The sequence below is a fragment of the Curtobacterium sp. PhB137 genome, assembly GCF_003814955.1.
Taxonomy (GTDB): domain Bacteria; phylum Actinomycetota; class Actinomycetes; order Actinomycetales; family Microbacteriaceae; genus Curtobacterium.
The window spans coordinates 186,745-210,848 of record NZ_RKQO01000009.1; the positions used below are offsets into that span (position 1 = coordinate 186,745).

The 24,104-nt window shown below is 69.8% G+C and carries 23 protein-coding genes; 15 read left to right on the forward strand and 8 right to left on the reverse strand.

Annotated elements, in window-relative coordinates:
- The first annotated feature begins 127 nt into the window (after window positions 1-127).
- Both EDF28_RS17145 and EDF28_RS17150 read left to right on the forward strand, forming a co-directional pair.
- Window positions 128-688: a hypothetical protein gene (locus tag EDF28_RS17145; RefSeq protein WP_123939141.1), complete on the forward strand. Its 561-nt coding sequence runs from the start codon at window positions 128-130 to the stop codon at window positions 686-688.
- A 16-nt stretch (window positions 689-704) separates the two neighbouring features.
- The gene (locus EDF28_RS17150) at window positions 705-1,229 is read left to right on the forward strand and encodes a hypothetical protein (RefSeq protein WP_123939142.1); all 525 of its coding nucleotides are present in this window, start codon (window positions 705-707) and stop codon (window positions 1,227-1,229) included.
- Between the two features lie 86 nt (window positions 1,230-1,315).
- On the opposite strand, the gene EDF28_RS17155 is transcribed toward EDF28_RS17150, so the two are convergent.
- The 3 genes from EDF28_RS17155 to EDF28_RS17165 form a co-directional block, all read right to left on the reverse strand.
- The gene (locus EDF28_RS17155) at window positions 1,316-1,510 is read right to left on the reverse strand and encodes a ferredoxin (protein ID WP_123293815.1); all 195 of its coding nucleotides are present in this window, start codon (window positions 1,508-1,510) and stop codon (window positions 1,316-1,318) included.
- Window positions 1,507-2,784: a cytochrome P450 gene (locus tag EDF28_RS17160; RefSeq protein WP_123939143.1), complete on the reverse strand. Its 1,278-nt coding sequence runs from the start codon at window positions 2,782-2,784 to the stop codon at window positions 1,507-1,509. Before EDF28_RS17160 ends, EDF28_RS17155 begins: the two co-directional genes overlap by 4 nt.
- Window positions 2,785-2,845: 61 nt before the next feature.
- Window positions 2,846-4,135: an NAD(P)/FAD-dependent oxidoreductase gene (locus EDF28_RS17165; RefSeq protein WP_123939144.1), complete on the reverse strand. Its 1,290-nt coding sequence runs from the start codon at window positions 4,133-4,135 to the stop codon at window positions 2,846-2,848.
- Between the two features lie 107 nt (window positions 4,136-4,242).
- Here EDF28_RS17165 and EDF28_RS17170 point away from each other — a divergent pair, with 107 nt between their 5' ends.
- Together EDF28_RS17170 and EDF28_RS17175 are read left to right on the forward strand one after the other, a co-directional pair.
- Window positions 4,243-4,794, forward strand: coding sequence for a cysteine hydrolase (locus tag EDF28_RS17170; protein WP_185094283.1), 552 nt, complete (start codon window positions 4,243-4,245; stop codon window positions 4,792-4,794).
- A gap of 141 nt (window positions 4,795-4,935) precedes the next feature.
- Complete coding sequence (locus EDF28_RS17175; RefSeq protein WP_123939146.1) at window positions 4,936-5,766, forward strand: SDR family NAD(P)-dependent oxidoreductase; 831 nt, start codon at window positions 4,936-4,938, stop codon at window positions 5,764-5,766.
- A 78-nt stretch (window positions 5,767-5,844) separates the two neighbouring features.
- On the opposite strand, the gene EDF28_RS17180 is transcribed toward EDF28_RS17175, so the two are convergent.
- Entirely contained in the window at window positions 5,845-6,498 is a 654-nt protein-coding gene (locus tag EDF28_RS17180; protein WP_123939147.1) for a TetR/AcrR family transcriptional regulator, read from the reverse strand.
- A 132-nt stretch (window positions 6,499-6,630) separates the two neighbouring features.
- On the opposite strand from EDF28_RS17180, the gene EDF28_RS17185 reads away from it, so the two are divergent.
- From EDF28_RS17185 to EDF28_RS17205, 5 genes are all read left to right on the forward strand, one after another.
- Entirely contained in the window at window positions 6,631-7,584 is a 954-nt protein-coding gene (locus EDF28_RS17185) for a chlorophyllase/cutinase-like alpha/beta fold protein (RefSeq protein ID WP_123939148.1), read from the forward strand.
- On the forward strand, window positions 7,581-8,558 hold the full coding sequence (locus EDF28_RS17190) for an SDR family NAD(P)-dependent oxidoreductase (protein ID WP_123939149.1): 978 nt from the start codon (window positions 7,581-7,583) through the stop codon (window positions 8,556-8,558). Before EDF28_RS17185 ends, EDF28_RS17190 begins: the two co-directional genes overlap by 4 nt.
- Window positions 8,559-8,590: 32 nt before the next feature.
- Window positions 8,591-9,460, forward strand: a complete 870-nt coding sequence (locus tag EDF28_RS17195; RefSeq protein ID WP_123939150.1) for a PrsW family glutamic-type intramembrane protease — start codon at window positions 8,591-8,593, stop codon at window positions 9,458-9,460.
- A gap of 77 nt (window positions 9,461-9,537) precedes the next feature.
- Window positions 9,538-10,290, forward strand: coding sequence for a CPBP family intramembrane glutamic endopeptidase (locus EDF28_RS17200; protein ID WP_221182578.1), 753 nt, complete (start codon window positions 9,538-9,540; stop codon window positions 10,288-10,290).
- A gap of 146 nt (window positions 10,291-10,436) precedes the next feature.
- Complete coding sequence (locus EDF28_RS17205; protein ID WP_123939151.1) at window positions 10,437-11,336, forward strand: helix-turn-helix transcriptional regulator; 900 nt, start codon at window positions 10,437-10,439, stop codon at window positions 11,334-11,336.
- Between the two features lie 24 nt (window positions 11,337-11,360).
- Here EDF28_RS17205 and EDF28_RS17210 read toward each other — a convergent pair whose 3' ends face one another.
- Window positions 11,361-12,734, reverse strand: coding sequence for an MFS transporter (locus EDF28_RS17210; protein ID WP_221182579.1), 1,374 nt, complete (start codon window positions 12,732-12,734; stop codon window positions 11,361-11,363).
- A gap of 79 nt (window positions 12,735-12,813) precedes the next feature.
- Here EDF28_RS17210 and EDF28_RS17215 point away from each other — a divergent pair, with 79 nt between their 5' ends.
- The 4 genes from EDF28_RS17215 (at window position 12,814) to EDF28_RS17230 (ending at window position 16,940) form a co-directional block, all read left to right on the forward strand.
- Window positions 12,814-14,415, forward strand: a complete 1,602-nt coding sequence (locus EDF28_RS17215) for an alpha-L-fucosidase (protein ID WP_123939152.1) — start codon at window positions 12,814-12,816, stop codon at window positions 14,413-14,415.
- A gap of 178 nt (window positions 14,416-14,593) precedes the next feature.
- The gene (locus EDF28_RS17220; RefSeq protein WP_308222021.1) at window positions 14,594-15,220 is read left to right on the forward strand and encodes an ABC transporter permease; all 627 of its coding nucleotides are present in this window, start codon (window positions 14,594-14,596) and stop codon (window positions 15,218-15,220) included.
- A gap of 2 nt (window positions 15,221-15,222) precedes the next feature.
- Complete coding sequence (locus EDF28_RS17225) at window positions 15,223-16,002, forward strand: ABC transporter permease (protein WP_123310133.1); 780 nt, start codon at window positions 15,223-15,225, stop codon at window positions 16,000-16,002.
- Window positions 16,002-16,940, forward strand: a complete 939-nt coding sequence (locus tag EDF28_RS17230; protein ID WP_123939153.1) for an ABC transporter substrate-binding protein — start codon at window positions 16,002-16,004, stop codon at window positions 16,938-16,940. The genes EDF28_RS17225 and EDF28_RS17230 overlap by 1 nt, the downstream gene beginning before the upstream one ends.
- A 678-nt stretch (window positions 16,941-17,618) precedes the next feature.
- Here the strand turns inward: EDF28_RS17230 and EDF28_RS17235 are convergent.
- Together EDF28_RS17235 and EDF28_RS17240 are read right to left on the reverse strand one after the other, a co-directional pair.
- On the reverse strand, window positions 17,619-19,646 hold the full coding sequence (locus tag EDF28_RS17235; protein WP_123340219.1) for an alpha/beta hydrolase domain-containing protein: 2,028 nt from the start codon (window positions 19,644-19,646) through the stop codon (window positions 17,619-17,621).
- A gap of 79 nt (window positions 19,647-19,725) precedes the next feature.
- The gene (locus EDF28_RS17240) at window positions 19,726-21,195 is read right to left on the reverse strand and encodes an MFS transporter (protein ID WP_123340218.1); all 1,470 of its coding nucleotides are present in this window, start codon (window positions 21,193-21,195) and stop codon (window positions 19,726-19,728) included.
- Window positions 21,196-21,364: 169 nt separating this feature from the next.
- Here EDF28_RS17240 and EDF28_RS17245 point away from each other — a divergent pair, with 169 nt between their 5' ends.
- Entirely contained in the window at window positions 21,365-22,009 is a 645-nt protein-coding gene (locus EDF28_RS17245) for a TetR/AcrR family transcriptional regulator (RefSeq protein ID WP_123671905.1), read from the forward strand.
- A gap of 273 nt (window positions 22,010-22,282) precedes the next feature.
- On the opposite strand, the gene EDF28_RS17250 is transcribed toward EDF28_RS17245, so the two are convergent.
- Window positions 22,283-23,032: a GntR family transcriptional regulator gene (locus tag EDF28_RS17250; protein ID WP_123340216.1), complete on the reverse strand. Its 750-nt coding sequence runs from the start codon at window positions 23,030-23,032 to the stop codon at window positions 22,283-22,285.
- Between the two features lie 184 nt (window positions 23,033-23,216).
- Between EDF28_RS17250 and EDF28_RS17255 the strand changes: the two genes are divergently transcribed.
- Complete coding sequence (locus EDF28_RS17255; RefSeq protein WP_123293797.1) at window positions 23,217-24,104, forward strand: carbon-nitrogen hydrolase family protein; 888 nt, start codon at window positions 23,217-23,219, stop codon at window positions 24,102-24,104.

Genomic DNA, 24,104 nt, shown 5'->3' on the forward strand with positions numbered 1-24,104 from the left:
GGTCAGCGGTCCGGCTACTGCGAACGCAGTAGTCGGGGGTACCACCGATCGGGGACCTGCCCGCGGCCCGTCCCCGGGACGATCGACACCAGGCCGGAACGATCCGGCACCGACCGGAGGACCCACCATGACGCTGACGAACACCGCCGCTCCCGCTGCCACCACGTACGACTACTGCACGGTCGACGTCCCGCGCGGCAAGGACGCCCTGTACGCGGACACCTACCGCAACTTCGGGTGGACGTCCGACGGCTCGGACCGGACGGGCGCACTGCACCGCCGGCACACCCTCGGCCTCCGCCGCGACCGTGCCGTCCGCTCCGTCGAACTGACCGAGCTCCAGCAGAACGCCGAGACCGCCCTGGGCACGATCGACGCCCTCGAACGCTCCCGCACGACCGCGGCGTCGGTGGTCGCGTACGCGCTCGGCGCGATCGGCAGCGTCCTGCTGGCCGCCTCGGTGTTCGCCATGCAGGACACCGTGGCGGTCCCCGACCTGCTCGGCGGGCTCGACCCGGTCACGGTGTTCCTCGTCGGGGCCGGTGGGCTGGTCAACTGGGCGATCGCTCCCGTGGCCTTCCAGCTCGTCCGCGCGGCGCGCACCAAGCGGATCCGTCCGGCCGTCGACCGCCAGTTCGACGTCGTCTACGGCGCGTGCGAGGCGGCCAGTCGCCGCCGGACCGCCTGAGCGCGGGCCGAGCCCGATGACGAACACCATCGCCCGGGAAGACGCTGTCCTGCACGCGCCGGTCCCCCGCCATCTGGAGACCCGGGTGCTGTACGCACCGACCGCGTTCGTGCCGCTTCACCGGCACACCCTGGAGCAGTTCGGCTGGACGGTGACCGTGCAGGGCGGACGGCTCGGCACGACGTCCCTGCTGCTCCAGCGGCTGCGCACCCGGCCCGACCCGGCACGACCGCTCCTCGAGCGCCGTGCCGAGCGGGCGCTGGCCCGGATCGCCGCCCTCGAGCAGCAGCCGGCCCGGTTGGCTGGTGTGGTCGCCACCGCGGGTTCCGCGGTCGCCGTGCTGGCGGTCGCGCTCGGCGGTCTGCTCGCCCTCGGCGGGGACCCGACGCTCGTGCCGGTCCTCGTCGGTGCCGGCGTGTGGATCGCCGCCGTGGCCGCAGCGCCCGGCATCCGGTCGTGGCGCACCGAGCGGAACCAGACCGCACTCAGCCGGGAGTACGCCGCGATCGACGCGTGCACGCACCCGGCCGACGGGTCGTGACGGCGGCGGAGCCCCGCGCACGACGCACACAGGAAAACGGCCCGGTGGGATCCCCACCGGGCCGTCGTGTGTACGGAACCGACGGGTCAGTCCGCCAGGCGGATCGCCAGGGCCGGGCAGACCGCTGCGGCGTGCCGCACCGCCTCGACCTGGTCGTCGGCGACCTCGTCGGTCAGCAGGACGGCGATGCCGTCCTCGTCCCGCTGGTCGAAGACGTCCATCGCGGCCATGACGCACTGGCCACTCGCGACGCACTTGTCCTGTTCGAGGATGACCTTCATGATTCGTTCCCTCCGGTGGTCGAGCTCGCGCTCGTGGTGGTGTGGTGGTCGACGGGGCACCACGTGACGGGGAGCTCGTACACCCCGTAGACGGCACCGTCGTGCTTGAACGGGACCTCGTCGAGCGGGACCGCGCGAGCGAGGGTGGGGATCCGACGGAACAGCGTCGGGTACACGACCTGCAGTTCGACCCGGGCGAGCGGCTGGCCGAGGCACTGGTGCACGCCGAACCCGAACGCCACGTGGTTCCGCGGGTTGCGGGTCAGGTCGAGCCGGTCCGGGTCCGGGTAGACGTCCGGGTCCCGGTTCGCCAGGTCCGTCGCGACGATCACTCCGTCACCGGCGCGGATCGTGGTACCGGCGACGTCGAGGTCCTCGGTCGCCACGCGCTTGCGTCCGTCGTGCGTGATGGTCAGGTAGCGCAGGAGCTCCTCCACCGCCGAGGCGACCAGCGCCGGTTCGGGGTCGTCGAGCAGGCGGTCGCGCTCGTCCGGGTGCTCGAGCAGGGCGAGCGTGCCGAGGGCGATCATGTTCGCGGTCGTCTCGTGCCCGGCGATGAGCAGCAGGATCCCCATCTGCACGGCCTCGCCCTCGGTCATGTCGCCGACGGTGACCCGGGCGGCGATGTCCGTGAGCAGGTCGTCGCCGGGTTCCGCCGTCTTGCGGCGGAGCAGCGACGTCAGGTACGCACCGAGCTCGCGGAACGCCTGCTGCCGTTCGTCGTCGGTCGTGGTGCGGCGGATGATGGTCTTCGAGTGCGCCTGGAACCGGTCGTGGTCCTCGTACGGCACGCCGAGCAGGGCGCAGATCACCAGGGACGGCAGCGGGAGCGCGAACGCCTCGACCAGGTCGACCGGGTTCGGGCCGGCGAGCAGCTGGTCGATCAGGTCGTCCGTGATCCGCTGCACCACGGGGCGGAGCGCCTCGATGCGTTTGATCGCGAACGGCGCGGTCACCATCCGCCGCAGCCGGGCGTGGTCGGGGTCGTCCATCAGGATGAAGGACAGCCCGCCGCCACCGCCCGAGGCGCTGGCGGAGGGGTACCCCGGGTTGGCCGCGTCGGCGCTGACCGACAGGCTCGACAGCACCTGCTTGCCCTCGTCGTAGCGGGTGACGAGCCACGGCTCGCGGCCGTCGGCCAGCGTCACGCGGTGGACGGGGCCGTCCTCCTGCAGCACGCGGGCCGCCGGCGGCGGGTCGAAGGGACACCCGGCGGTCCGCCGGTCCATCGGGAACGTGTCCGGTCGGTCGACGGTGATCGGTGGGTCGGTCATGGTCTGCTCCTCTGTGTTCGGGTGACGGCCCCGGTCAGGCGACCGGAGCGGACGGCACCGGTCAGCCGACCGGTGCCGGGCTCTCGGCGGCAGAAACCGCAGGCGCGGCAGGCGCGGCAGACAAGGCAGGCGCCGCAGACGCCGCAGACGCCGCTCCCGGCACGTACCGGGGACGCAGGCGCATGCTGGCGATCCGCGCCTGCTTCGGCATCCCCCACCCGAGTGCCCCGACCGCCTCACCGGCGTGTTCGGCCACGGCGACGAACCGGCCGTCCTCGGGGTGCCCGTCGACGACGGTGACCCGGTCGGCCGAGGTCATCTGCCCGAAGACCTGCACGCGGGTGCCGTGCTGGTCCGTCCAGAAGTACGGCACCGGCGTGTACGGCACGCGGCGCCCGAGGACGTTTCCGGCGACGACCTGCGCCATCTCGGTCGCGTTCGTGCGGTTCTCGAGCCGCATCGAGCGCCCCATTCCGACGTGGTGGAAACGGGCGACGTCGCCCACGGCCCAGACGCCGGGTGCAGCGGCTCCGAACGCGTCGCAGTCGACGCCGTCCGTGACCTCCAAGCCGGACGCCTCGAGCCACCCGGTCGTCGGGCGGGACCCCACGGCGACGACGACGACGTCGGCCGCACGGCTCGGGCCGTCGACGAACTCCACCGTGTCCGCGCGACCGTTCCGGCCGCGCACCCGCGCGGCGCGGACCCCGCCGAGCAACCGGATGCCGGCCGCCTCGTGCTGTGCCGCGAGGAACTGCGAGCCGAACCCGCCGAGCTGCCCGGACATCGGCGCACGGATGCTGCCCGCGAGCGTGACGTCCACGCCGAGGGACGCGGCGGTCTGTGCCACCTCGCTGCCGAGCACGCCGTTCCCGAGGACCAGCAGCGGCCCCTGCAGCGTCTGCAGTCCCGCTCGGAGCCGGTCCGCGTCGGCCCGGGTGCGGAGGACGTGCACGCCGTCGAGTCCGACCCCCGGGATCGCACGCGGCGTGACACCGGTGGCGATGACGACGTGGTCGGCGGCACGGGTGGTGCCGCTCGTCGTGGTCACGGTTCGGGTCGCGACGTCGAGGGCGACCGCGCGGTCCCCGAGCACGAACTCGGCGTCGAGGCCCGCGATCTGCTCGGTCGAGCGGAGCACCAGGGCGTCGGCGCCGATCTGCCCGGCCAGGTACTGCTTCGACAGCGGTGGCCGGTCGTACGGGTCCTCGGTCTCGCCGTCGAGCAGTGTCAGCCGGCCGACGTGCCCGTGGCGGCGGAGCGCCTCGGCCGTCGCGACACCGGCAGCCGAGGCGCCGACGACGAGGACGGATGCGTGGGGATCGGTCCGAGGGACTCCGGTACTGGCCATGCTCCGAGCCTCGCCGGGCCCAGCAGTGCCGGACTACTCCGGGCGGACCGACCGGGATACCGCAGACGCAGTACGCGCCGCGCCCGACGATCGAGGACCCTGGACCGGTGACCCGCACCCGCACCGAACACACCGCCCTGATCGTCGTCGACCTGCAGGCCGGGACCGCGCCGTACCAGCGCACCCACCCCGTCGAGGCCGTCCTCGCCAACGTCGAGACCCTCGCCCGCGCCACCCGTGGTGGCGGCGGCACGGTGGTGTTCATCCGCCACGACCCTGCCGCGACCCCGGCAGGCGCCACCCAGTACGGCGGCGGGCCCCGCCCGGCTCCGGTCGCCTACGGCTCCCTGCTGCTCGAACGGGCCGACGACGACGGCAACATCACCCGCGGCGGGTGGAGCGCCTTCGCCGGCACCGGTCTCGACGAGCGACTGCGCACCGACGGCGTCACCGAGGTGGTCGTGGTCGGCCAGGCGACGACCTTCGGCGTCGAGTCCACGGCTCGGGCCGCGTACGACCTGGGCTACGACGTCGTCCTCGTCGAGGACGCCACCAACGACCCGGACCCGGACGCCCACGCCGCCCGGTTCCGGTCGGTGTTCCCCGCCCTCGGCGTCGTCGTGCAGACAGCCGACCTGGCGGGGCCGGGCGCGGCCTGAGCGGCGACCGGGCGGCGGACGGGAGGCCCGTGGCGGGCCTGCCACCTGCCTCCCGTCCGTCACGTGCACCGTTCAGGGCCGACCCTGTAGGACGGACGGAGCCGAGCGCACGCTCGCCCCGACCCGACCCGAGGAGCACCCATGGCCGCGAAGACCATCGTCATCACCGGCGCCAGCGACGGCATCGGCGTCGCCGCTGCGCGCGAGCTCGTCCGCCGCGGGAACGAGGTGGTCGTGGTCGGCCGCAACCCTGCCAAGACCGAGCGGGTGGCCCGCGACCTCGGCGTCGACCACTTCGTGGCCGACTTCTCGGACCTGTCCGCCGTCCGGGGGCTCGCCGACGACCTACTCGAACGCTGCCCGCGGATCGACGTGCTGGCCAACAACGCCGGCGGCATCTTCAGCGCGGGCCGCCAGGTCACCGTCGACGGTCACGAGCTGACGTTCCAGGTCAACTACCTGGCGCCGTTCCTGCTCACGGAGCTGCTGATGGACCGGCTCGTCGCGTCCGGCGGAACGGTCATCAACACCTCGAGCGTCGCGAACAAGCTCTTCGGCCGCGTCGACATCGACGACCTCGACGCCCAGCGGCACTTCCGGGCCACCAAGGCCTACGGCGACTCGAAGCTCGAGCAGATCCTGTTCACCAAGGAACTCGACCGCCGGTACCGCGACCAGGGCGTGACGTCGACGGCGTTCCACCCCGGCACGATCAGCACCGGGTTCTCGAACGACAAGACCTCGCCGATGTACCTCGTGTACCACACGCCCCTGCGCCACGTGTTCCTGACGACCCCGGAGAAGGGCGCCGACACGCTCGTGTACCTGGCCGACAACACCCCCGGTCGCGACTACCCGACCGGCGAGTACTACGTGAAGCGCAAGGTGGCGGTACCGAACGCGCAGGCCCAGGACGCCGACCTGGCCCGAGAGCTGTGGGACCGGACCGTGGCGATGCTGCACGCGGTCTGACCGGGCGCGCTCCGCGTCGGTCGTCGGCGCGCTACGCGCCGGTCTGACCGGGCGCGCTCCGCGTCGGTCGTCGGCGCGCTACGCGCCGGTCTCCGGCGCGGGGGTGACCGGCGGCTGCGCCTGCCGCAGGCCGGTGACCAGCAGCGTCACGATCGTCCGCACGTCGTAGTCCGGGTCCTGGGGGCTCCACGCGACCAGGTCGCCGACGGCGCGGAGCAGCTGGTACGGCGACACCGACGCGACCACCTCGCCCGATCCCCGCGCGGCGTCGAGCATGCGGCCGAGTACCGGGACGAGCTCGTCGACGAACAGTGTGTGCAGCGCGGTGAAGCCGTCGGCGTCGCCCTCCCACACCCGCGCCAGGCCGTGCTTCGTGCCGAGGAAGTCGACGAACTGGTGCACCCAGCGCAGGATCGCGTCGAACGACGTCGGTGCCGAGTCGAGCAGCACGGGGCCGGCCTCGGCCAGCGCCTCGATCTGGTGCCGGTAGACGGCGACGACCAGGTCCGAGCGGGTCGGGAAGTGCCGGTAGAGCGTGCCCACTCCCACGCCGGCGGCGGCGGCGACCTCGCGCACCGGCGCGCCGACGCCGGACGCGGCGAAGACACCGGCTGCGGCGTCGAGGATCGTCCGCTCGTTCCGTTCGACGTCGCGGCGACGCCGGGGCGGCGCGGTGTCGTTCGACGGCGCGGTGTCGTTCGAGGGCGCGGTGTCGTTCGACGGCGTGCTCATCCCCCGATCATCGCACGGCCTGCACCCGGAACGGAACGCCGATCCGTTTCGCTTGCAATCCGGAGCGCTGTTCCGTATCGTTCCGGAACGTTGCTCCGTTTCGAGCGACGACCGCTTCCGGAAGGACTCCCGATGTCAGCAACAGCACCGCTCCCCCAGGTGATCAGCGTGCGCCCCGTCACCCTGCCCGCGCCATCACGCGGCCACGACCTCGAGGTCCGGATCACCGCCCCGATCACGGGCACCGAGCTTCCCGTGATCGTCTTCGCCCACGGCTTCGGGCAGTCGATGACCGGCGGCGATCCCCTCGTCGACCACTGGACCGCCAACGGGTTCGTCGTCGTCCAGCCCACGTTCCTCGACTCGACGAAGTACAGCCTGACGCTCGACGACCCGCGCTACCCGACGATCTGGCAGACCCGGGTCGACGACCTCGAGCGGGTCATCGACGACCTCGACGTCCTCGTCGCCGCCGTCCCCGGTCTCGCGGGACGTGTCGACCAGGCGAACCTCGCGGTCGCCGGGCACTCGTGGGGCGGCCAGTCCGTCGGCATGCTCCTCGGCGCCCGGGTGATCGGGTCGGACGGACAGCCGGGCGAGGACCGCACCGACCAGCGCGTGCGGGCCGGGGTCCTGCTCTCCACCACCGGGTTCGGTGGACCCGACCTGACGCCGTTCGCGCAGGAGCACTTCCCCTTCATGAGCCCGGACTTCAGCCAGCTGCGCACACCGTCGCTCGTCGTCGCCGGGGACCACGACCAGTCCCGGCTCTCCACGCGCGGGCCGGACTGGTTCACCGACGTCTACCACCACAGCCCCGGCGCCCGGCACCTGGTGACCGTGCACGGCGGGGAGCACCTGCTCGGCGGCATCCAGGACTACGCGTCCACCGCCACGACCGACGAGAGCCCGGAGCGCGTGGACCTGGTCCGCCGCACCACGACGGCGTTCCTCCGGACGGCGCTCGGGCTCGACGCCGACGCGTGGTCCGCGACGGCCGACGCCATCGCCTCTGCCGAAGCCGGCGACGCAGTCGGCCACATCGACGCCGTCGGCCACATCGACTCCAAGGAGGACCACTCGTGATCACCGACCAGCACCCGCTCCCCACCCCCTTCACCGCATCGTCCACCGCCACCGACGTCCTCGACGGCGTCGACCTGACCGGCCGGGACGTCGTCGTCACGGGCGGTCACGGCCGCCTCGGCCGGGAGGCCAGCCGCGCCCTCACCGCCGCCGGCGCCACGGTCACCGTCGCGTCCCGCGACACCGACCGCGCCAGCGCCGCCGTCGCCGGCATCCCCGGCGTCCGGGTCGAGCAGCTCGACCTGACCGACCCGGTGTCGATCGACGCCTTCGCCGCACACTGGACGGCCTCCGGACGCCCGCTCCACGCCCTGGTCAACAACGCCGCGATGCTCTTCACCCCGGACCGGCGGCTCGACGCCCGCGGCAACGAGCTGTCGTTCTCGACGTCCCACCTCGGGCACTTCCGGCTCACGCGGGCGCTCCTCCCTTCCCTGCTGGAGGCCCGTGGTGCGCGGGTCCTGAACGTCACGTCCGGCGCCGCCCGCTTCGGGCAGATCCGGTGGGACGACCCGGCGTTCGCCAGCGGCTACGACGCCGCTGCGGCCTACGGGCAGGCCAAGCGGGCGAACGTGCTGTTCGCAGTCGAGCTGGACCGCCGGTACGCCGACCGGGGCATCCGGTCGTTCGCCGCGCACCCCGGGGTGATCATCGGCCCGGGCCCGCACGACGAGTCCCGGATCGCCTCGTACCGCGAGCAGGGGCTGGTCGACGACGACGGTTCGACGGTGGTCGACCCCGAACACGGCAAGAAGACGATCGAGCAGGGGGCGGCGACCCTCGTGTTCGGTGCCGCGAGCCCGCTGCTCGACGGCGTCGGCGGGGTCTACCTGAAGGACAGCGACGTCGCCGTGATCGACGACGAGGTCCGGCCACTCACCGCGGACAGCATCCCGTCGGATGCCAATTCGGCGATGCTCGACGCCGACGACGCCCGGCGGCTGTGGGAGGTCAGTGTGCGGCTGACCGCGTGAGGGGCGTCGTGCCCGCTGGTAGCTTCGTTCCCATGACGCGACCCCGAGGGACCGCACCACTCATCGTCGGCCTCGGGGGCGCTGCCGCCGGTGCTCTCCTCGGGTACTGGGGAGGCAGCCTGATGCTCTCCGGCGGCCGCGAGGCCACGGTCGGGGACGGCCTGCCGCCCTACTCGCTCGTGGTGGTGGTCATCGCCGCGATCATCGGCATCGGGGTCCCGCTCGTGGCCATCGGCTGGTACTTCCGGCAGAAGGTCTCCCTGGCCGGTCAGCCCCACCGCGTGCAGGCGCTGTGGCTCGGCCTCGTCTGGGGGACCATCGCGATGCTGCTCGCCGGAAGCCTGAACGGCATGGCAAGCCTGCTGCCCGGCCGCCTCATCTGGCCCGGTCTCGTCGAGGAGTTCCTGAAGCTCCTGGTGCCCGTCATCCTGCTGCTGTCGTCCCGCACGTACCGGTCGCCACGACTGGCGGTGTGGCTCGTGTTCGTCGCCGCCGCCTGGTTGGGATTCCTCGAGGGCATCAGCTACATCATCACCTCGCTCGACCCGATCCTCGACGGCGCGAAGGCTCCGTCCGATGCGCCGTTCATCATGATGATGGACGTCATCGTCCGCATCATCGCCGAGGTCTCGCACCCGCTGATCACCGTCGGGGCCGCGGTCCTCATCTGGCTCGCCGCGAAGACGCTGCCGACGGGCAGGGCGATCGGCGTCGGCGTGCTCGCCTACCTCGGCGCCGCTGCGATCCACGGCCTCAACGACGCCGTGATCGACGGGCCGGTCCGCGACTGGAACGTGCCGGTCAGCATCGTCCTCGAAGCCCTGTACGTCGTCGCGGTCTTCGTGTTCTGGTTCCGGCCGCAGGTACGGCGGCTGCAGGCCGACGGATCAGCGCGCCGATGACCGGCTCCGCCGGTACCTTCTCTTCTGGTGCAGACGACATGCACCACAGGGCGATGCAACGCACGAGGGGACACACCATGGCCACAGGGGCTCGACGGTACGGCAGGGCGATCGAACGGCAGGACGGTCGGGACTTCCCGTTCTACGACGGAGACCCGATCCGGATCCCCGCATGGCAGTGGGTGACCATCGTCGTCGCGTGGGTGGCCGGCATCACCGTGCTGAGCTTCTACCCGGCGGCGGACAACATCCAGTCGCTCGTGCCACGGTTCCTCTTCACCGCGATCATGCTCGCCGTCCTCATCGCCTTCACGAGACGACACTGGGCGCGCATCTTCCAACGCACCACTGCACGTGACTTCGGCACCATGATCGTGTTCGCGATCCTCAGCCTCATCGTGTCGTTCACGGTCGGGATCATCGTCAAGGCGATCTTCGGCAGCAACGCCAACACCGCGACCGACGGCATCCACGGCGCGGGTGAGATCGTCGCGTTCTACGTCGGGACCGCGATCCAATTGCTGGGCGAAGAGCTCTTCACGATCCTGCCGTTCCTGGCGGTCATGGCGCTGTGCCACCGCATCGGACTCACCCGCACCCAGGGCATCCTCATCGCCTGGCTCGCGACCGCGATCTGGTTCGGTGCAGCACACCTGCCGACGTACGGGTGGAACTTCGCGCAGGCGTTCCTGATCATCGGCGTCGCACGGCTGGTCCTCACGCTCGCCTACATCCGCACGAAGAACATCGCGGTCAGCACCGGCGCGCACATCATCAACGACTGGGTGCTCTTCACCGCCGCGATCATCGGGGCGACAGCGAGCGCCTGAACGGCGCTGCGCGCATGATCACGCGCGGGGCGCGTTGGACGCACCACAGAGCGGACGGGAGGCGCGGTGCCAGCTGACACCGTGCCTCCCGTCCGGTGTCCCGGCAGTGCACCCCGCGCCCCGGCGCGGCCTCGTAGGGTCGCCTCATGAGCACGAACCGCGACGACGTCAAGGACTTCCTCGTCAGCCGCCGTGCCCGGGTACGCCCGGACCAGGTGGGCCTGCCCGGTGGGCCCAACCGGCGCGTGGACGGCCTCCGCCGCAGCGAGGTCGCGATGCTCGCCGACGTCAGTGTGGAGTACTACTCGCGGCTCGAGCGCGGCAGCCTCGCCGGCGTCTCCGACGGCGTCCTGCACGCCATCGCCGGTGCGCTGCTCCTCGACGACGCGGAGCGTGACCACCTGTTCGACCTCGCACGAGCGGCGAACGCCTCCCCGGTCCGTGGACAGCGCCGTGCAGCGACGCCGAAGACCCTGCGCGTCGGGCTGCAGTACACGCTCGACGCGTTCACCGGCGGGCCGGCGTTCATCCGCAACGACCGACTCGACCTGCTCGGTGCGAACGCACTCGGCCGGGCGCTCTACGCGGACCTGTTCCGGAAGGCGGAGCGGCCGAACCTCGCTCGCGCCGCCTTCCTGGACCGGGACTGGGCCGACGCGTTCCACCCGGACTGGGACGTCGCCGCCGACCAGAGCGTCGCGATCCTCCGCACTGCGGCCGGCCACGACCCCCACGACGAGGACCTGCAGGCGCTGATCGGTGAGCTCTCGACGCGCAGCCCGGAGTTCCGGGCGAAGTGGGGTGCGCACGACGTCCGTCGGCACGCCACGGGCGAGAAGCACTTCGTCCACCCCGTCGTCGGTGCTCTCGACCTGCACTTCGAGGGGTCCCGGCTCATGAGCGACCCGGGTCTGAGTCTGCTCCTGTACAGCGCGGAGCCCGGCTCCCCGACCGCGGACGCGCTCCGGCTGCTCGGTTCGGTCGCTGCGACCGACCGACGCGACGCGGTGGACGCCGCTGGGCGTGGCGCGGCCGACCGGAGCTGACCCTGCGTCGACACGACGTACCGGTCACTCGGTCCGGATGCGCATCGAGGCCAGCGCCGCGACGACCAGCACGGCGGCCGCCACCACGAAGCTGGTCTGCGTCCCGACGACGAACTGCGACCGGTCGGCCAGGAACGCCCCGAAGACCGCGATCGCCACCGCCCCACCGACCTGCCGGAAGGTGTTGAACACCGCACTCGCTGTCCCCGACCGTTCAGCGGGGACGCTGGCGAGGACGACCGACGTCGCGGGCGGCATCGCGACCGATCCGCCCGCGCCGGTCAGGATCGTGCACACCGCGACCGCGACGACCGAGTCGTACGGCGCGAGCACGATCATCACGACGATGCCGATCGCCATCGTGGTGAGTCCCGCGACCACGGGGACCCGAGCGCCGAATCGGTTCACGAGGGTGCCGCTGACGATGTTGCCGACGATGCTGAACGCCGCGGACGGCAGGAACACCAGCCCCGCGGCCAGGGGGGACAGTCCGAGGTGCTGTTGCAGGTAGAGACTCAGGACGAAGACGCTGCCGAAGTTGCCGACCATGAACGCGAACCCGACGCCGAGCGCGATCCGCATCCGACCGGAGCGGAACAGGTCGAGCGGCATCATCGGGTTCCGGCCGTGGGCCTGCACCAGCAGGAAACCGGCGACCGCGACGGCCGCGAGCACCAGCGCGACGACCACGTACCACCGGTCGAAACCCGTCGCACCGCCTTCGATGAGGCCGAAGACGAGCCCCGCGAGCGCGAGCAGCGCGAGGACCTGCCCGGCCGGGTCGAACCGAGCCGGTCGCCGAGGCGATGGCGCCACCCGGGCGAGCATCACGAGCATCGCCGCGCACACCGGCAGGTTGATGGCGAACACGAGGCGCCAGTCGAGCGTCGTCAGCGCGCCGCCGAGGATCGGCCCGACCGCCCCGGCGACCGCACCGCCGACCGCCCAGATGCCGAGCGCGTGCGCCCGTTCACGCGCATCCGGGAAGGCTTCGCGGATGAGTGCCATCGAGGCCGGCAGCATCACCGCTGCGGCTGCCCCTTGGAACGCCCGCGCTGCGATCAACGCGCCGAGCGTCGGTGCGAGGGAACACGCCACGGACGCCACGAGGAACCCGGCGATGCCCCAGCCGATCGCCCGTTTCGCCCCGATGCGCTCGGACAGGTTGCCCGCGAACAGCAGCAGCGAGGCGAACAGCAACGTGTAGGCGTCGATCACCCACTGCAGCCCCGACGTGCTGCCGCCGAGCTCCCGCCCGATCGTCGTCAGCGCCACGTTCACGATGAGGATGTCGAGCGTGATGAGGAAGAAGCCGAGCGAGGCGAGCACGAGCGTCAGCCGCGCGGCGCGGCGCGGACCCTGCTCGGTCGGGACGTCGGCTGCGGTCGGAGCGGTCACGGTTCGATGCTCTTCTGGCTGCGCTCGTCGGGGGATGCCCTGACCGGGAACCCCTCGCGACAGATCGATCAGACATAGGATGTCTCACGCTCCCGACATCGCCGTCGTGAGCTGCCGCAACCGATCGGAGCACGTCGTGCACGAACCGCTCACCCCGCTGGACCCGACCACCCTGCCCGAGCCCGTGGACGTTTCGGACAACACCGCGGCCCTGGCCGCGGTCGATGCCGTCGTGCGCTCGGGTCCGTACGACGCGACCTGGACATCGCTGCAGGAGTACCGCGCACCGCTGTGGTACCAGGACGCCAAGTTCGGGATCTTCATCCACTGGGGGGTCTTCTCGGTCCCCGCGTTCCGGAACGAGTGGTACTCCCGCGACATGTACCGCGCCGGGACGCCCGAGTTCGCGCACCACGTCGAGACTTACGGCCCGCAGGACGAGTTCGGGTACAAGGACTTCATCCCGTCGTTCACGATGGAGCACTTCGACGCCGCCGACTGGGTGCGCGTCTTCCGCGAGGCCGGCGCGCAGTTCGTCGTCCCCGTCGCCGAGCACCACGACGGCTTCGCGATGTACGACACCGACCGCTCCCGGTGGAGCGCCGCGCAGCTCGGGCCCGGGCGTGACGTGTTCGGCGAGCTCCTCGTCGCGGCGGACGAGGCATGGATGGTCCGCGGCGCGTCGTCCCACCGGGCCGAGCACTGGTTCTTCATGAACGGCGGGACGAAGATCCCCTCGGACGTGCTCGATCCGCGGTTCAGCGACTTCTACGGGCCAGCGCAGCGCGAGGAGACCGCCCCGAACGAACGCTTCCTGGAGGACTGGCTGCTCCGCACCGTCGAGCTCATCGACAAGTACCGCCCGCAGGTGCTCTGGTTCGACTGGTGGATCGAGCAGCCCGCGTTCCAGCCGTACGTCCGGACACTCGCGGCCTACTACTACAACCGCGCCGCCGAGTGGGGCCGCGAGGTCGTCATCAACTACAAGTGGGAGACGTTCGCGCCGGGCAGCGCCGTGTACGACATCGAGCGCGGGGCGATGGGCAGCACCCCGGAGGCCGTCTGGCAGAACGACACCGCGATCGCCAAGACCGCGTGGAGCTGGATCGAGGGGCACGACTACAAGACCGTGCGCGACCTGGTCGCCGAACTCGTCGACGTGGTCGCGAAGAACGGTGTGCTGCTGCTCAACACCGGGCCGAAGGCCGACGGCACCCTGCCCGAGGACGAGGTCCGTATCCTGCGCGGCATCGGCTCGTGGCTCGCGGTGAACGGCGAGGCGATCTACGGCACCCGGCCGTGGACGATCTCGGGCGAGGGGCCGACCACTCGTCCCGCGGGTTCGTTCGTCGACGCCGACACGGTCGAGTACACCGCCGAGGACGTCCGGTTCACGACGCGCCACGACGTCACCGGCGATGCCGTCTACGCGACCCTGCTGGCCGATCCCGACGACGGGTCGGCCCGCATCCGGGCGTTCGGCTCGGCCTCGGGCCTGCTCGGTCGGACCATCCGGTCCGTCGCGGTCCTCGGTCACGCCGGCGAGGTCGACTGGGAGCAGCGCCCCGACGCGCTCGTGGTCGTGCTCGACGGCATCACCAGCGTCGACTCCGGTCCGGTGGTCCGGGTGCGACTCGCGCCGGTGGTCGAGCAGGAGCGGCAGGACTTCCTGCACCAGTGACCGGGGATGCCGGCGCAGGGACGCCGGCGCGACGATCCGTCGCGGTCAGAACGGTGCGGCGCGACTACTCTCAGGCGAACGGTCGTCCGACGAGGATTGGGATGCTGACCTGAACTGGATCATCGCGAACTTCGGTCTCGTCTGGGGCCTCACCGTCACCCACGCGGGTCTCGCGGCCGTGCCCATCGTCCTCGGGTTCGTCGTGGCGGTGCCCTTGGGGTGGGTGGCGAACCGGTGGCAGGCAGTCCGATCGGTCATCGTCGGCGGCGGCAGTCTGCTCTACACGATCCCGTCCCTGCCGCTCTTCGTGATCCTGCCCTACCTGCTCGGCACCCGCATCACGGATCCGGTGAACATCGTCGTCGGGCTGTCCGTCTACGCGGTCGCCATCATGGTGCGGTTGGCAGCTGATGCGTTCGCCGCCGTCCCGGCGGACGTCGTCGACTCGGCCACTTCGGTGGGGTACTCCGCGTGGGGGCGGTTCTGGACGGTCGAGCTCCCGTTGGCGGGTCCCGTCCTCCTCGCGGGGATGCGGGTGGTCTCGGCGAGCACCGTCGCCCTGGTCTCGGTCGGCGCCCTGGTCGGGTCCGCGAACATCGGGTTCCTGTTCACGGACGGGCGACAGCGTCAGTTCCTCGAGGAGATCCTGGTCGGCGTGGCAGCGAGTCTCTTCGTCGCACTGGTCTTCGACACCGTCCTGGTGGCGCTCGGGCGCGTCCTGATGCCGTGGGCGCGCCGGATCCAGGTGCGGTCGCGTCGGTCGCGCCGTCGGGCCGCGTTGGCGACGATCGAACGGGGGGCCTGACCGTGCAGTTCTTCCTCCACGCAGTCGCCTGGCTCCTCGACCCCGCGAACTACCGCCCCGGCCTGCAGACCCCGCTCCCGATCCAGGACCGGATCGGCGAACACCTGCTGTACACGTTCATCTCGGTCGCCATCGCCGCCCTGATCGCGCTGCCACTGGGCCTGTACATCGGTCACACCGGGCGCGGGCGCAGCTTCGTCATCGCGTTCAGCGGGTCCATGCGCGCGCTGCCGACGCTGGGCCTGCTCGGCACCCTCTTCGTCATCATCGGGATGACCGTGCCGTTCACGCAGACCGCCTTCATCGCGTCCATCATCGCGTTCGTCGTCCTGGCGATCCCCTCGATCCTCGCCGGGGCGTACTCCGGTGTGGAGTCCGTGGACCCGCAGACGGTGGACGCCGCGCGCTCGGTGGGGATGACCGAGCTGCAGATCCTGCTCAAGGTCGAGGTGCCGCTGTCACTGCCGCTGATCATCGGCGGGATCCGCGCGTCGGTCCTCCAGGTCATCGCGACCGTCGTGATCGCGTCGTACATCTCCCTGGGCGGGCTCGGCGCGATCATCTCGACGGGCATCAGCCTGAACGACAACGACCTCATCCTCGGTGGTGCGTTGCTCGTGACGGTCCTCGCCCTCGTGATCGACGGCCTGTTCGCCCTCGCACAACACCTCACCCGCCGCGGCCCCGAGGGGCAGACCCGTCGCCGCCGCACACACGTCCGCGCGCTGCCACTCCGGCGCCGCGCGGTGACGGCACTCTCCGTCGACGAAAGGGACCACTGATGTTCACAGCAGGTACCAGGACACGCATCCTCGCGGGTGTGATCGCGGTCGGGGCGATCGTGGCACTCTCCGGTTGTTCCACCTCGGACCCCACGAAGCCGGCATCGGGCGGAGACGACGGATCCGGCAGCACGCCGATTGTCGTCGGCTCGTTCAACTTCCCGGAGAGCGAGATCCTGGGCAACATGTACGCCCTCGTCCTGAAGGACGCCGGGTTCGACGTGACGACCAAGTTCAACCTCGGCCCGCGGCAGACCACGATCCCCGCGCTCAAGGACGGTTCGATCAACCTCATGCCGGAGTACAACGGCAACCTGCTGTTCTTCTACGACACCAAGGCCACCGCGAAGACGACAGCGGAGGTCGACGCCGCGCTGAAGACCGAGATCCCGAAGGACTTCCAGGTGCTCGAGCCGTCTCCGGCCGAGGACAAGGACGCCTACGTCGTGACCCAGGCCGAGGCCGAGAAGAACGGCCTCACGTCGATCGGTGACCTCTCCAAGATCGAGCCGTTCTCGCTCGGTGCCAATCCGCAGTTCGGCACCCTTCCGTACGGCATCCCCGGCCTCAAGTCGACGTACGGCGTGGAGAAGGTCACGTTCAAGTCGATCGAGGACTACGGCGGGCCCGACACGGTCAAGGCACTCGTCGACGACACCGTGCAGGTGGCCGACATCTACACGACGTCACCCGACCTCGTGACGAAGAAGCTGCTCGTGCTGAAGGACCCCGAGAACCTGATCGCGTCGCAGAACATCCTGCCGTTCCTGAACAAGGACATCTACAGCGCGAAGCTCGCGTCGACGTTGAACAAGCTGTCCGAGAAGCTGACGACCGATGACCTCATCGAGCTGCGCAACCGTGTCGAGGGCAGCGAGAAGGCCCAGGCCCAGGCCGCCGCGAAGGACTGGCTGACCAAGGAGGGGCTGCTCAAGTAGCCCGGGAACGACGTCGGGGCCGCGAGGCGGGTAGAAGCGCGTCAAGTCGGTCGGCGCGACCCCGACGCGCGCCGTGAAGGCTGTCTCGCAGCCAACGCAGCGGAGCGGGAATCGCAGGACCATTCGGTGTCTGCCTTCCGACGGCTTGGTGTGAAGCGCTCGGATGCCATGGATGTGGGGAATGCAGACGTACAGCGCGATCTTCCCCACTGGCGGTTCGCTGTTCACTCGGTAGGCGGTTGCATTCACTCGGTCGAGTTCCGGCGCAAGCAGCCTTGCCTTGGCAGCCGAGATGTGGCCATCCGTGCGCGTGGCGTCCCACACCGCAACGGCGTGAGGCGAAGGCACCTTTCGCACGGTATCGGGCAGCGGGTAGATGTCGAAGGTCATGCGCGTCAGCGAAGTCGGTCGCCGGCCCCCTTGGAGGCGAATGCGCGACGGCCGTGCAATGACCATCAGGTCCCCGATGAGGCGTCGCGCGTTCCACCGGCTTGCTGCTAGCTCCGTTGACCAGGCTGTGCGGCTGGCGCTCGGCCGGCAGCGGGGTCGGGTCGTGATCGTCGGGGCTCATGTGTCTCCACAGGGCTACGCGCGACAGGACCTCCTGCGCGAGCACATTGGTGGATGTGCACTCGGGCCGCCTCGGCGAGGCTGGGTCGTGTCGATCGGAGAAGCGGATCAGGTCGCGTCGATGGCGCGGACGACGATGCGGGCTCGAGCGATGTTGTCGACTCGCGCAAACCGGTCGTCTGCGTTGCCTCCGACCTGAGCGGTCGCGCGAACGGCGATCAGGTAGGTCCCGGGGAACTCGAAACTGCACGCCTCGGAGATCTCGACGGACCCTGCAGGGGTGACCTGCTGGGTCGTGTCGAAGTGTCCGGTGCCGTGAAGATCGGTGACGACGTCGGTGATGATGCCGGCGCGGGTGGTTGCGTGGGCGGTGATCCGCACAGTCACGATCGCTCCGACGCTGACCTCGGCGCGGTCGCTGCCGTCGACGGTGAGGGCGACGATGGGCTGCACGCCACCCCGAGCGGCGTCGTTGGCATCGACGAGCACCTGCCCCTCGTGTACGGCGTACGTCGTGGAGGGGGCCGGGGCGGTGCCCTGCTCCACCCAAGCGCTGAGCTGGCGCAACGCTGCCTGGAGAGCGCCGACGTAGCTGACGGTACGCGTCTCGTGTTCCTGGATGCCGCTCTCGTCGCCGTGCAGCGCGTTGTCGGTGTACCAAAGCCGGAACCGGTCATCGACGTTGTCGCCGATGAACTCGCCGACGCGGGAGCGGTACCAGTCCGCTTGCCAGGGGAAGGCCTCGCGGTCCAGGAGGGAGGCGACGACGATCATGTGGCCGCTGATGCGACCGGTGGGAACGGTTCCGGACGCGGCCGCGGCGAAGAGCGGCCCAAGGAGGACGGGGCGCTGGGGTGGTGCGGGGCTGCCGGCGGCGGTGCGGAACTGGTCCCAGACGATGTAGTCGCTCGAGGGGACCTGGTGGCGGTGGTAGGTCTGCGCGGCGAGGAAGTTGGAGTTGTCGACGAGTACCTCATCGCCCGGGGTCAGCTCGAACGAGCCCTCGCCGGGCTCGAACAGGACGGTGGTTCCGTCCACGCCCGTCAGGCGGAGGAGTTTGCCTGCCGACGGACCGGTGAGTATCGCCAGCTCGGCGCCGAGAGTGAACCCCTCCGGTCGATCGGCAATTCGCGCGCCGATGACCGTTCGCGGCCGCGCTGTCGCCTTGTACGACTCGTCGACTCCGCCGGTGATCGCGGCGGTCTCGGAGTCGGCGGTGAGGAGCTCGACCAGGGTCGTCTTCAGCTGGACGCGGTCGCGGTGTACGGACGAATCCAGGTCGCTTCCGAGGTATCCCTCAGCGCTCCAGAAGTCCTCGGCGTAAGCGGGGTCAGCGTGCATGATGCCGGGGTACAGCACGCTGAACGCGTGCATACCCATGGTTTGCCAGCCGAACCACGACCGAACCGGGAAGCCCATTCGGGTGACTTCGTCGAGAGCAGCCTGCTCCTCCGTGCTGAGCTTGAGGGTGGTCGGATCGCCGCCAGCGTCGAAGGCGTCGACGATTCGCGGGAACGCGTGGCGGAGGAGGCGCTGCGCGTGCATACGCACCGCGAAGACGTTCGGGATGGCCATGGGGCTGCCGATGACGTACGGCACGTAGCCGTCCCAGACGCCGTCGGTGTTCTCGGATGCGCCGATGGTGCGATATCCGCCGCCGCTGCCTCCGTAGAGGTAGCCGTAGACACGCTGCGGTCCGTAGATCCACTCCGCTATCTGACGAGACAGTCGGGCGACCGCCGCATTGGCACGGTAGGCGCCGATGGTCGGGTCGATCCCGGACATGGGGTTCGCGGCTCCGGGGCCGCCGCCGTTGGTCTCGATGTAGTAACCGCCGCTGGCGAGAGTGAACGGAACCGGATTCTCGTCAGTGAGCTGCTGCTGCGCGAGGTTCTCGCTCTGAGGCACCGGGGTCACGTGCTGGAAGAACCGGCCTTCGAACTGGTCCTGCGTGGGCAGGTACAGCGAAAAGCGGGTGTCGCTGTCGGCGAATCCGCCGTGGATGTAGCGATGGTGAGCGGGGGTCTCTCGCCATTCGTCGACGTCGACATAGGGCTGAGCGAAGGCCTCATCCACTGGGTCGGGCGTGAGCGCGAGGTCCTCGAGGGACTCGTCGGTGGAGGAGGAGAGCGTCATCAGTGTTCCTTCGAAGGTGGTCAGCTGGGGGCGGGAGTGACGAGGTGTGCGGGGCCGGCCGCTCCGCACACGTCCTGGTTCACTTGTCGGCCGAGTGTTCATCGGTCGAGGTGCGCACGGTCCCGGGTACAGATTCGGGCTTGACCGTGTCGACCTTCGGGTCGTCAGCGGTGATGACGGCCAGGCTCTGAGTGATGGTTGGGAGCATTTGCTCGAACTTGCGGTACGGCCGCATCACGAGCACCACGCCGATCCAGAGGACGGCGGGGAACGCGCCGGCAAGGAGGACAATGCCGGTGACGGCCGAGGGAGACTGAGTCTCGGCGGTCCCGTCGTAGCCGACGACGCCGAGCACCCAACCGGTCGCGGCGCCACCGGCCCCAGCACCCAACCGCACGAAGAACGTCGTGATGGCGCCCATCGTGCTCTCGAGTCGACGGCGCCCGCTCCACTGGTTGTAGCTCGCGTTGTCGATGACGAGGAGCTGCGTGAGGAAGGTGATGGGGAGGATGCCCAGACCGCTGAGAGCGCTGGAGATGAGGATCAGGATCAGGTTGCCGTTCGCGACGATCATGAGTGCGCCGGCGAGGACGCCGGCGATCGCACCGGTTGTGATGATGGTGCTGACCTTGAACTTCTTCATCAGGCGGGGGAAGAACAGCATCGAGGGCAGGATGAGGACAGGGATCAGCCCGGTGAAGCTCATCAGCGAGATATCGCCGACGACGTACTTGAAGTAGTAGACCGCGATCCCGGTGCCGCCGGCGAGAGAGCTGACGAAGCTGATTCCGGCGATGATCCAGATGTAGTGGTTCGTGGTGAGCACCTCGCGGATGTCGCGGAAGGTGACCTTCGGGGCGTCCTCGGCTTCGGTCTGGTACCTCTCCTTGAAGAAGAGGAAGCGGCCGAGACCGATCAGCGCGAGGGGGATCGCGAGGTAGAGCGCGAGCATCGACCAGGCCGGTGCGCTCGTGCCCGCCTGGGCGAGGAAGACGGGGAGGGCGACGTTGAAGACGACGACTCCGACGGTGGTGAAGAAGCCGGTGCGGGTCGACACCTTCGCGACGAGGACGCGCGAGTTGAAGGCGCGCGCGAGGTAGAGGTAGTCGTTCGCGCCGAGGAGCGATGTGAAGACGACGTTCGCCATCACCAGCCACACGAAGAGCCAGACCGTTTTGCCGACATCGTTGAAGTCGGGGGTCGAGAACAGCGCGTACGTCGCGACCCAGACGCCGACGATCGCCAGCTCGTAGGGGCGGGCCTTCCCCCACCGAGTCTCGGGGGTGCGGTCCACGAGCCAGCCGGAAATGACCACGACCACGGCCTCGAGCAGCTTGCTGACCAGAGCGAGGGTACCGAGAACGGCGGGGTTGAGTCCGAGGACGTCGGTGCCGTAGAAGACCCACATCCCCAAGAAGAGGTAGTTGACGGCGCCGGAGAGCCCGGTGGTCGTCCACGCGAGTCCCGCGCCGGTGGAAAGGCGGTCGGGATCGCTGCGGCGGCTGACCTTCCGAGCAGCGCGAGCGGTGAGGCGTGACGTCGTTGTCATCGGGTTCCTTCGGTGGAAGTGGGTGTCTGGGTAGACGGCCGGAGCCGGCAGCACCGGGATCCGAAACCAGAGTGAACCACACCATTCGACTCCAGGGCAACACTTTTTGATCGACGGCGAGTGTCAAACCTTCGTGAACACTCTGGATTCGCTGACCTATGCTGATCGGATGACGACGACGACGCCCGGGAAACGCGGCCCCTACGCCTCCACCACAAAGCGGCGGCAGACGATCGTGCAGGCCGTGGTGGAACTCGTCGACGAGCTTGGACACGAGAACGTCACGACGGCGCTCGTGTCGCAACGATCCGGGACCAGCGAGACGACAGTGCTCTACCACTTTCCCTCGAAGGACCACCTTCTGGTTGCCGCCCTGGGGGCGATCGAGGACGACGAGGCGGACCGCGCCCATGTCACGCTCGAAGACACGCTCTTGGACGCTCGCGCGTTTCGTAGGCTTGCGGACCCCGATCCCCACGATCCCCGGTTTCGCCTACTGAACTCGATGAAGGGATCTGCGTCGTTGGCGGGCCATCCGGCAGCGGAGTACTTCGCGCAACGCAACGCGCGGATCGTCGACCTCTTCGCTCGACTGCTCGAGCACAGCCAGAAAGCCGGCCTGGCACACCCCAACGCCGACCCGTGGCTAACGGCGCGACAGGTCATCTCCGTCTGGGATGGACTGTCGCAACTCTGGGTGTCCGACCCTTCGTTCGATCTCGGAGCCGCTGTCGAGGACGCTGTTTCCAAGCTGATCGGTCAGAACCTCATGGAGATCCAGAAGCTTCTCGGCACCTCCTTCAACTCGAGCTAGGGCGTGTCTCCGAAACCTCGTGTGGATTCTTGACCCGCCCCGCCTCAGCCGTGACGGAGTTGCGCCGCGCGGTCTCCGACTGGACCCCTGGTTGACGTGAACCTTCGAACGGGCTCGGAATGGCCTTGAGGGCCAGTCCAGAGGAACCCACGATCCCACCAACGGTAGTCGCGGGCGAGTGGCTTCGTCGCTGAGGGAAAGCGCCGGTAGAGGGAGCCGCTGCGACCCCCTCGCACGGGCAAGCCTGCGTGTTCGTCCGCAAGGCACCTCCGCTCATGACCCTGAACCGGGGTTCCGTCGCAACGTGTTGCTGATCACGATGAGGTCGCCCCGGTAGTACCCGACCGCGAACTCGATCGGTCGGCCGGTGGCGTCCGTGAGGAGCCGATGCTGCACCAGGAGCGGCGCGGACGGCTCGGTGGCGAGCAGCTCGGCGACCGCCGGGTCGGCCGGCACCGCCCCGGTGCGCACCGCGGCTTCACCGAGTTCGATGCCCGCCGCCTCGAGGAACCCCCACGTACCCGCATCCACGCCGGGTGTCTCCGCCCCGGGCTCCCGCAAGCCGAGGTCACTCCTGAAGTAGCTGGTCCACAAGACAAGGGGATCACGCGACGCCGTGATGCGTTCCCACCGGATGACCGGAGTCCCGCCTGGAACGACCAAGTTGTCCGCGACCACTTGCGGCGCGGGGACGAGCTCCCAGGAGAGCTTCCGGTAGTGGATCGCATTGCCCTCGACGGTGCTGTGTCCTGGCTCGCCGATCGCGCGTAGCTGGTTGAGGTGGTGGACGATCACGTGCGCCGTAGGTTCCGTTCCCTGGCCGCGGACTCGTCGGATGAGTCGCTCCGACACAAGGAGATCGAGCGCCTCGCGGACCACGTTCCGGCCGACCTGGTGTCGCCGGATCAGTTCGTCCTCGGACGGCAGCGCGGCAATCCCGCCGTCTCCGCGGAGCAGTTCGTCGCGGAGCATGTCGCGCAGCAGCCGTGCGCGGTGATGGCGACGTTCGAGGTACTTCGGCATGGGACCTCAGGGTCGCACACGCCGGGCGCCGGAGCACGAGGGGGCGGAAGTTTCGTGGCGTTGCGTCTTGGGTGGAACGCGGAAGCCCCGGTCAGGAGGCATTCGTGGACGAGTGAGTGGTGGCTTAGCAGGGGCGTAACGAGAGCGTGACGGGGCGGAAACCCCTGTGGATCACGCTCCTCTCATGCCCCTCACCACCATCGCCACCGTGTCGATGCCGGTCGTGTACGACCCTGACACGAACCTCACCGTGATGCTCGGCCGCATCCGGGATGCTGCCGAACTCGGTGCCGACCTGGTGGTGTTCCCGGAACAGGCCTTGCAGGGCTACCTCACGGACACGCTCAGTCTGGACTTCGAGAACGTCCGCTACCAGCAGCAGAACGCCGAGACAGTGCCGAACGGCCCGCGGGTGAGTGCGGTGATCGAGGCCGCGGTCGAGCAGAGCCTGCACGTCGTGTTCGGGCTGACCGAGCGCGACGACCGGTACGCGGATGTCCTCTACAACACCGTCGTCCTTGCCGGTCCGGACGGCTACATCGGCCGGTACCGCAAGGTGCACCAGCCCGGGGACGAGAAACACGTCTACCACCCGGGCGTCGGGTTCCCCGTGTTCGAGACGGGCATCGGCCGGATCGGGATGCTCATCTGCTACGACAAGTGCTTCCCCGAGACGACTCGGGCGCTCGCGCTGCAGGGCGCGGAGATCCTCGTCATGCCGACCGCGTGGGCGTACGACGACGCCGACGAAGCGGCTGAGGACGACATCCGTGTCGACCAGTACACGCTCTTCGGCCGCGTCCGGGCGCTGGAGAACCAGGCGTGGATGGTCGAGTCGAACGTCGTCGCGCAGCAGGGGAACCTCAACTACCACGGGCACTCACGGATCATCGACCCGAACGGCGTCATCCGCGCCGACACCGGGCCGACCGAGGGCATCGCGTGCGTCACCGTCGACGTCGAGGACACCATCCTCCGAGCCCGCGGCATCGACTACATCGGCTACCACTTCCTCAAGGACTACGTCCCCGTGCCCGCAACAGTCGGGCGCTACGGGGCAGGAACGGAATGA

What these genes read in the sequence shown, in the direction of transcription:
- EDF28_RS17200 (WP_221182578.1), top strand. Translation starts at nt 9,538, where the DNA reads ATGGCCACAGGGGCTCGACGGTACGGCAGGGCGATCGAACGGCAGGAC.
- EDF28_RS17160 (WP_123939143.1), bottom strand. Translation starts at nt 2,784, where the DNA reads ATGACCGACCCACCGATCACCGTCGACCGACCGGACACGTTCCCGATG.
- EDF28_RS17245 (WP_123671905.1), top strand. Translation starts at nt 21,365, where the DNA reads ATGACGACGACGACGCCCGGGAAACGCGGCCCCTACGCCTCCACCACA.
- EDF28_RS17155 (WP_123293815.1), bottom strand. Translation starts at nt 1,510, where the DNA reads ATGAAGGTCATCCTCGAACAGGACAAGTGCGTCGCGAGTGGCCAGTGC.
- EDF28_RS17150 (WP_123939142.1), top strand. Translation starts at nt 705, where the DNA reads ATGACGAACACCATCGCCCGGGAAGACGCTGTCCTGCACGCGCCGGTC.
- EDF28_RS17205 (WP_123939151.1), top strand. Translation starts at nt 10,437, where the DNA reads ATGAGCACGAACCGCGACGACGTCAAGGACTTCCTCGTCAGCCGCCGT.
- EDF28_RS17250 (WP_123340216.1), bottom strand. Translation starts at nt 23,032, where the DNA reads ATGCCGAAGTACCTCGAACGTCGCCATCACCGCGCACGGCTGCTGCGC.
- EDF28_RS17175 (WP_123939146.1), top strand. Translation starts at nt 4,936, where the DNA reads ATGGCCGCGAAGACCATCGTCATCACCGGCGCCAGCGACGGCATCGGC.
- EDF28_RS17195 (WP_123939150.1), top strand. Translation starts at nt 8,591, where the DNA reads ATGACGCGACCCCGAGGGACCGCACCACTCATCGTCGGCCTCGGGGGC.
- EDF28_RS17165 (WP_123939144.1), bottom strand. Translation starts at nt 4,135, where the DNA reads ATGGCCAGTACCGGAGTCCCTCGGACCGATCCCCACGCATCCGTCCTC.
- EDF28_RS17230 (WP_123939153.1), top strand. Translation starts at nt 16,002, where the DNA reads ATGTTCACAGCAGGTACCAGGACACGCATCCTCGCGGGTGTGATCGCG.
- EDF28_RS17185 (WP_123939148.1), top strand. Translation starts at nt 6,631, where the DNA reads ATGTCAGCAACAGCACCGCTCCCCCAGGTGATCAGCGTGCGCCCCGTC.
- EDF28_RS17145 (WP_123939141.1), top strand. Translation starts at nt 128, where the DNA reads ATGACGCTGACGAACACCGCCGCTCCCGCTGCCACCACGTACGACTAC.
- EDF28_RS17255 (WP_123293797.1), top strand. Translation starts at nt 23,217, where the DNA reads ATGCCCCTCACCACCATCGCCACCGTGTCGATGCCGGTCGTGTACGAC.
- EDF28_RS17235 (WP_123340219.1), bottom strand. Translation starts at nt 19,646, where the DNA reads ATGACGCTCTCCTCCTCCACCGACGAGTCCCTCGAGGACCTCGCGCTC.
- EDF28_RS17240 (WP_123340218.1), bottom strand. Translation starts at nt 21,195, where the DNA reads ATGACAACGACGTCACGCCTCACCGCTCGCGCTGCTCGGAAGGTCAGC.
- EDF28_RS17215 (WP_123939152.1), top strand. Translation starts at nt 12,814, where the DNA reads ATGTCTCACGCTCCCGACATCGCCGTCGTGAGCTGCCGCAACCGATCG.
- EDF28_RS17180 (WP_123939147.1), bottom strand. Translation starts at nt 6,498, where the DNA reads ATGAGCACGCCGTCGAACGACACCGCGCCCTCGAACGACACCGCGCCG.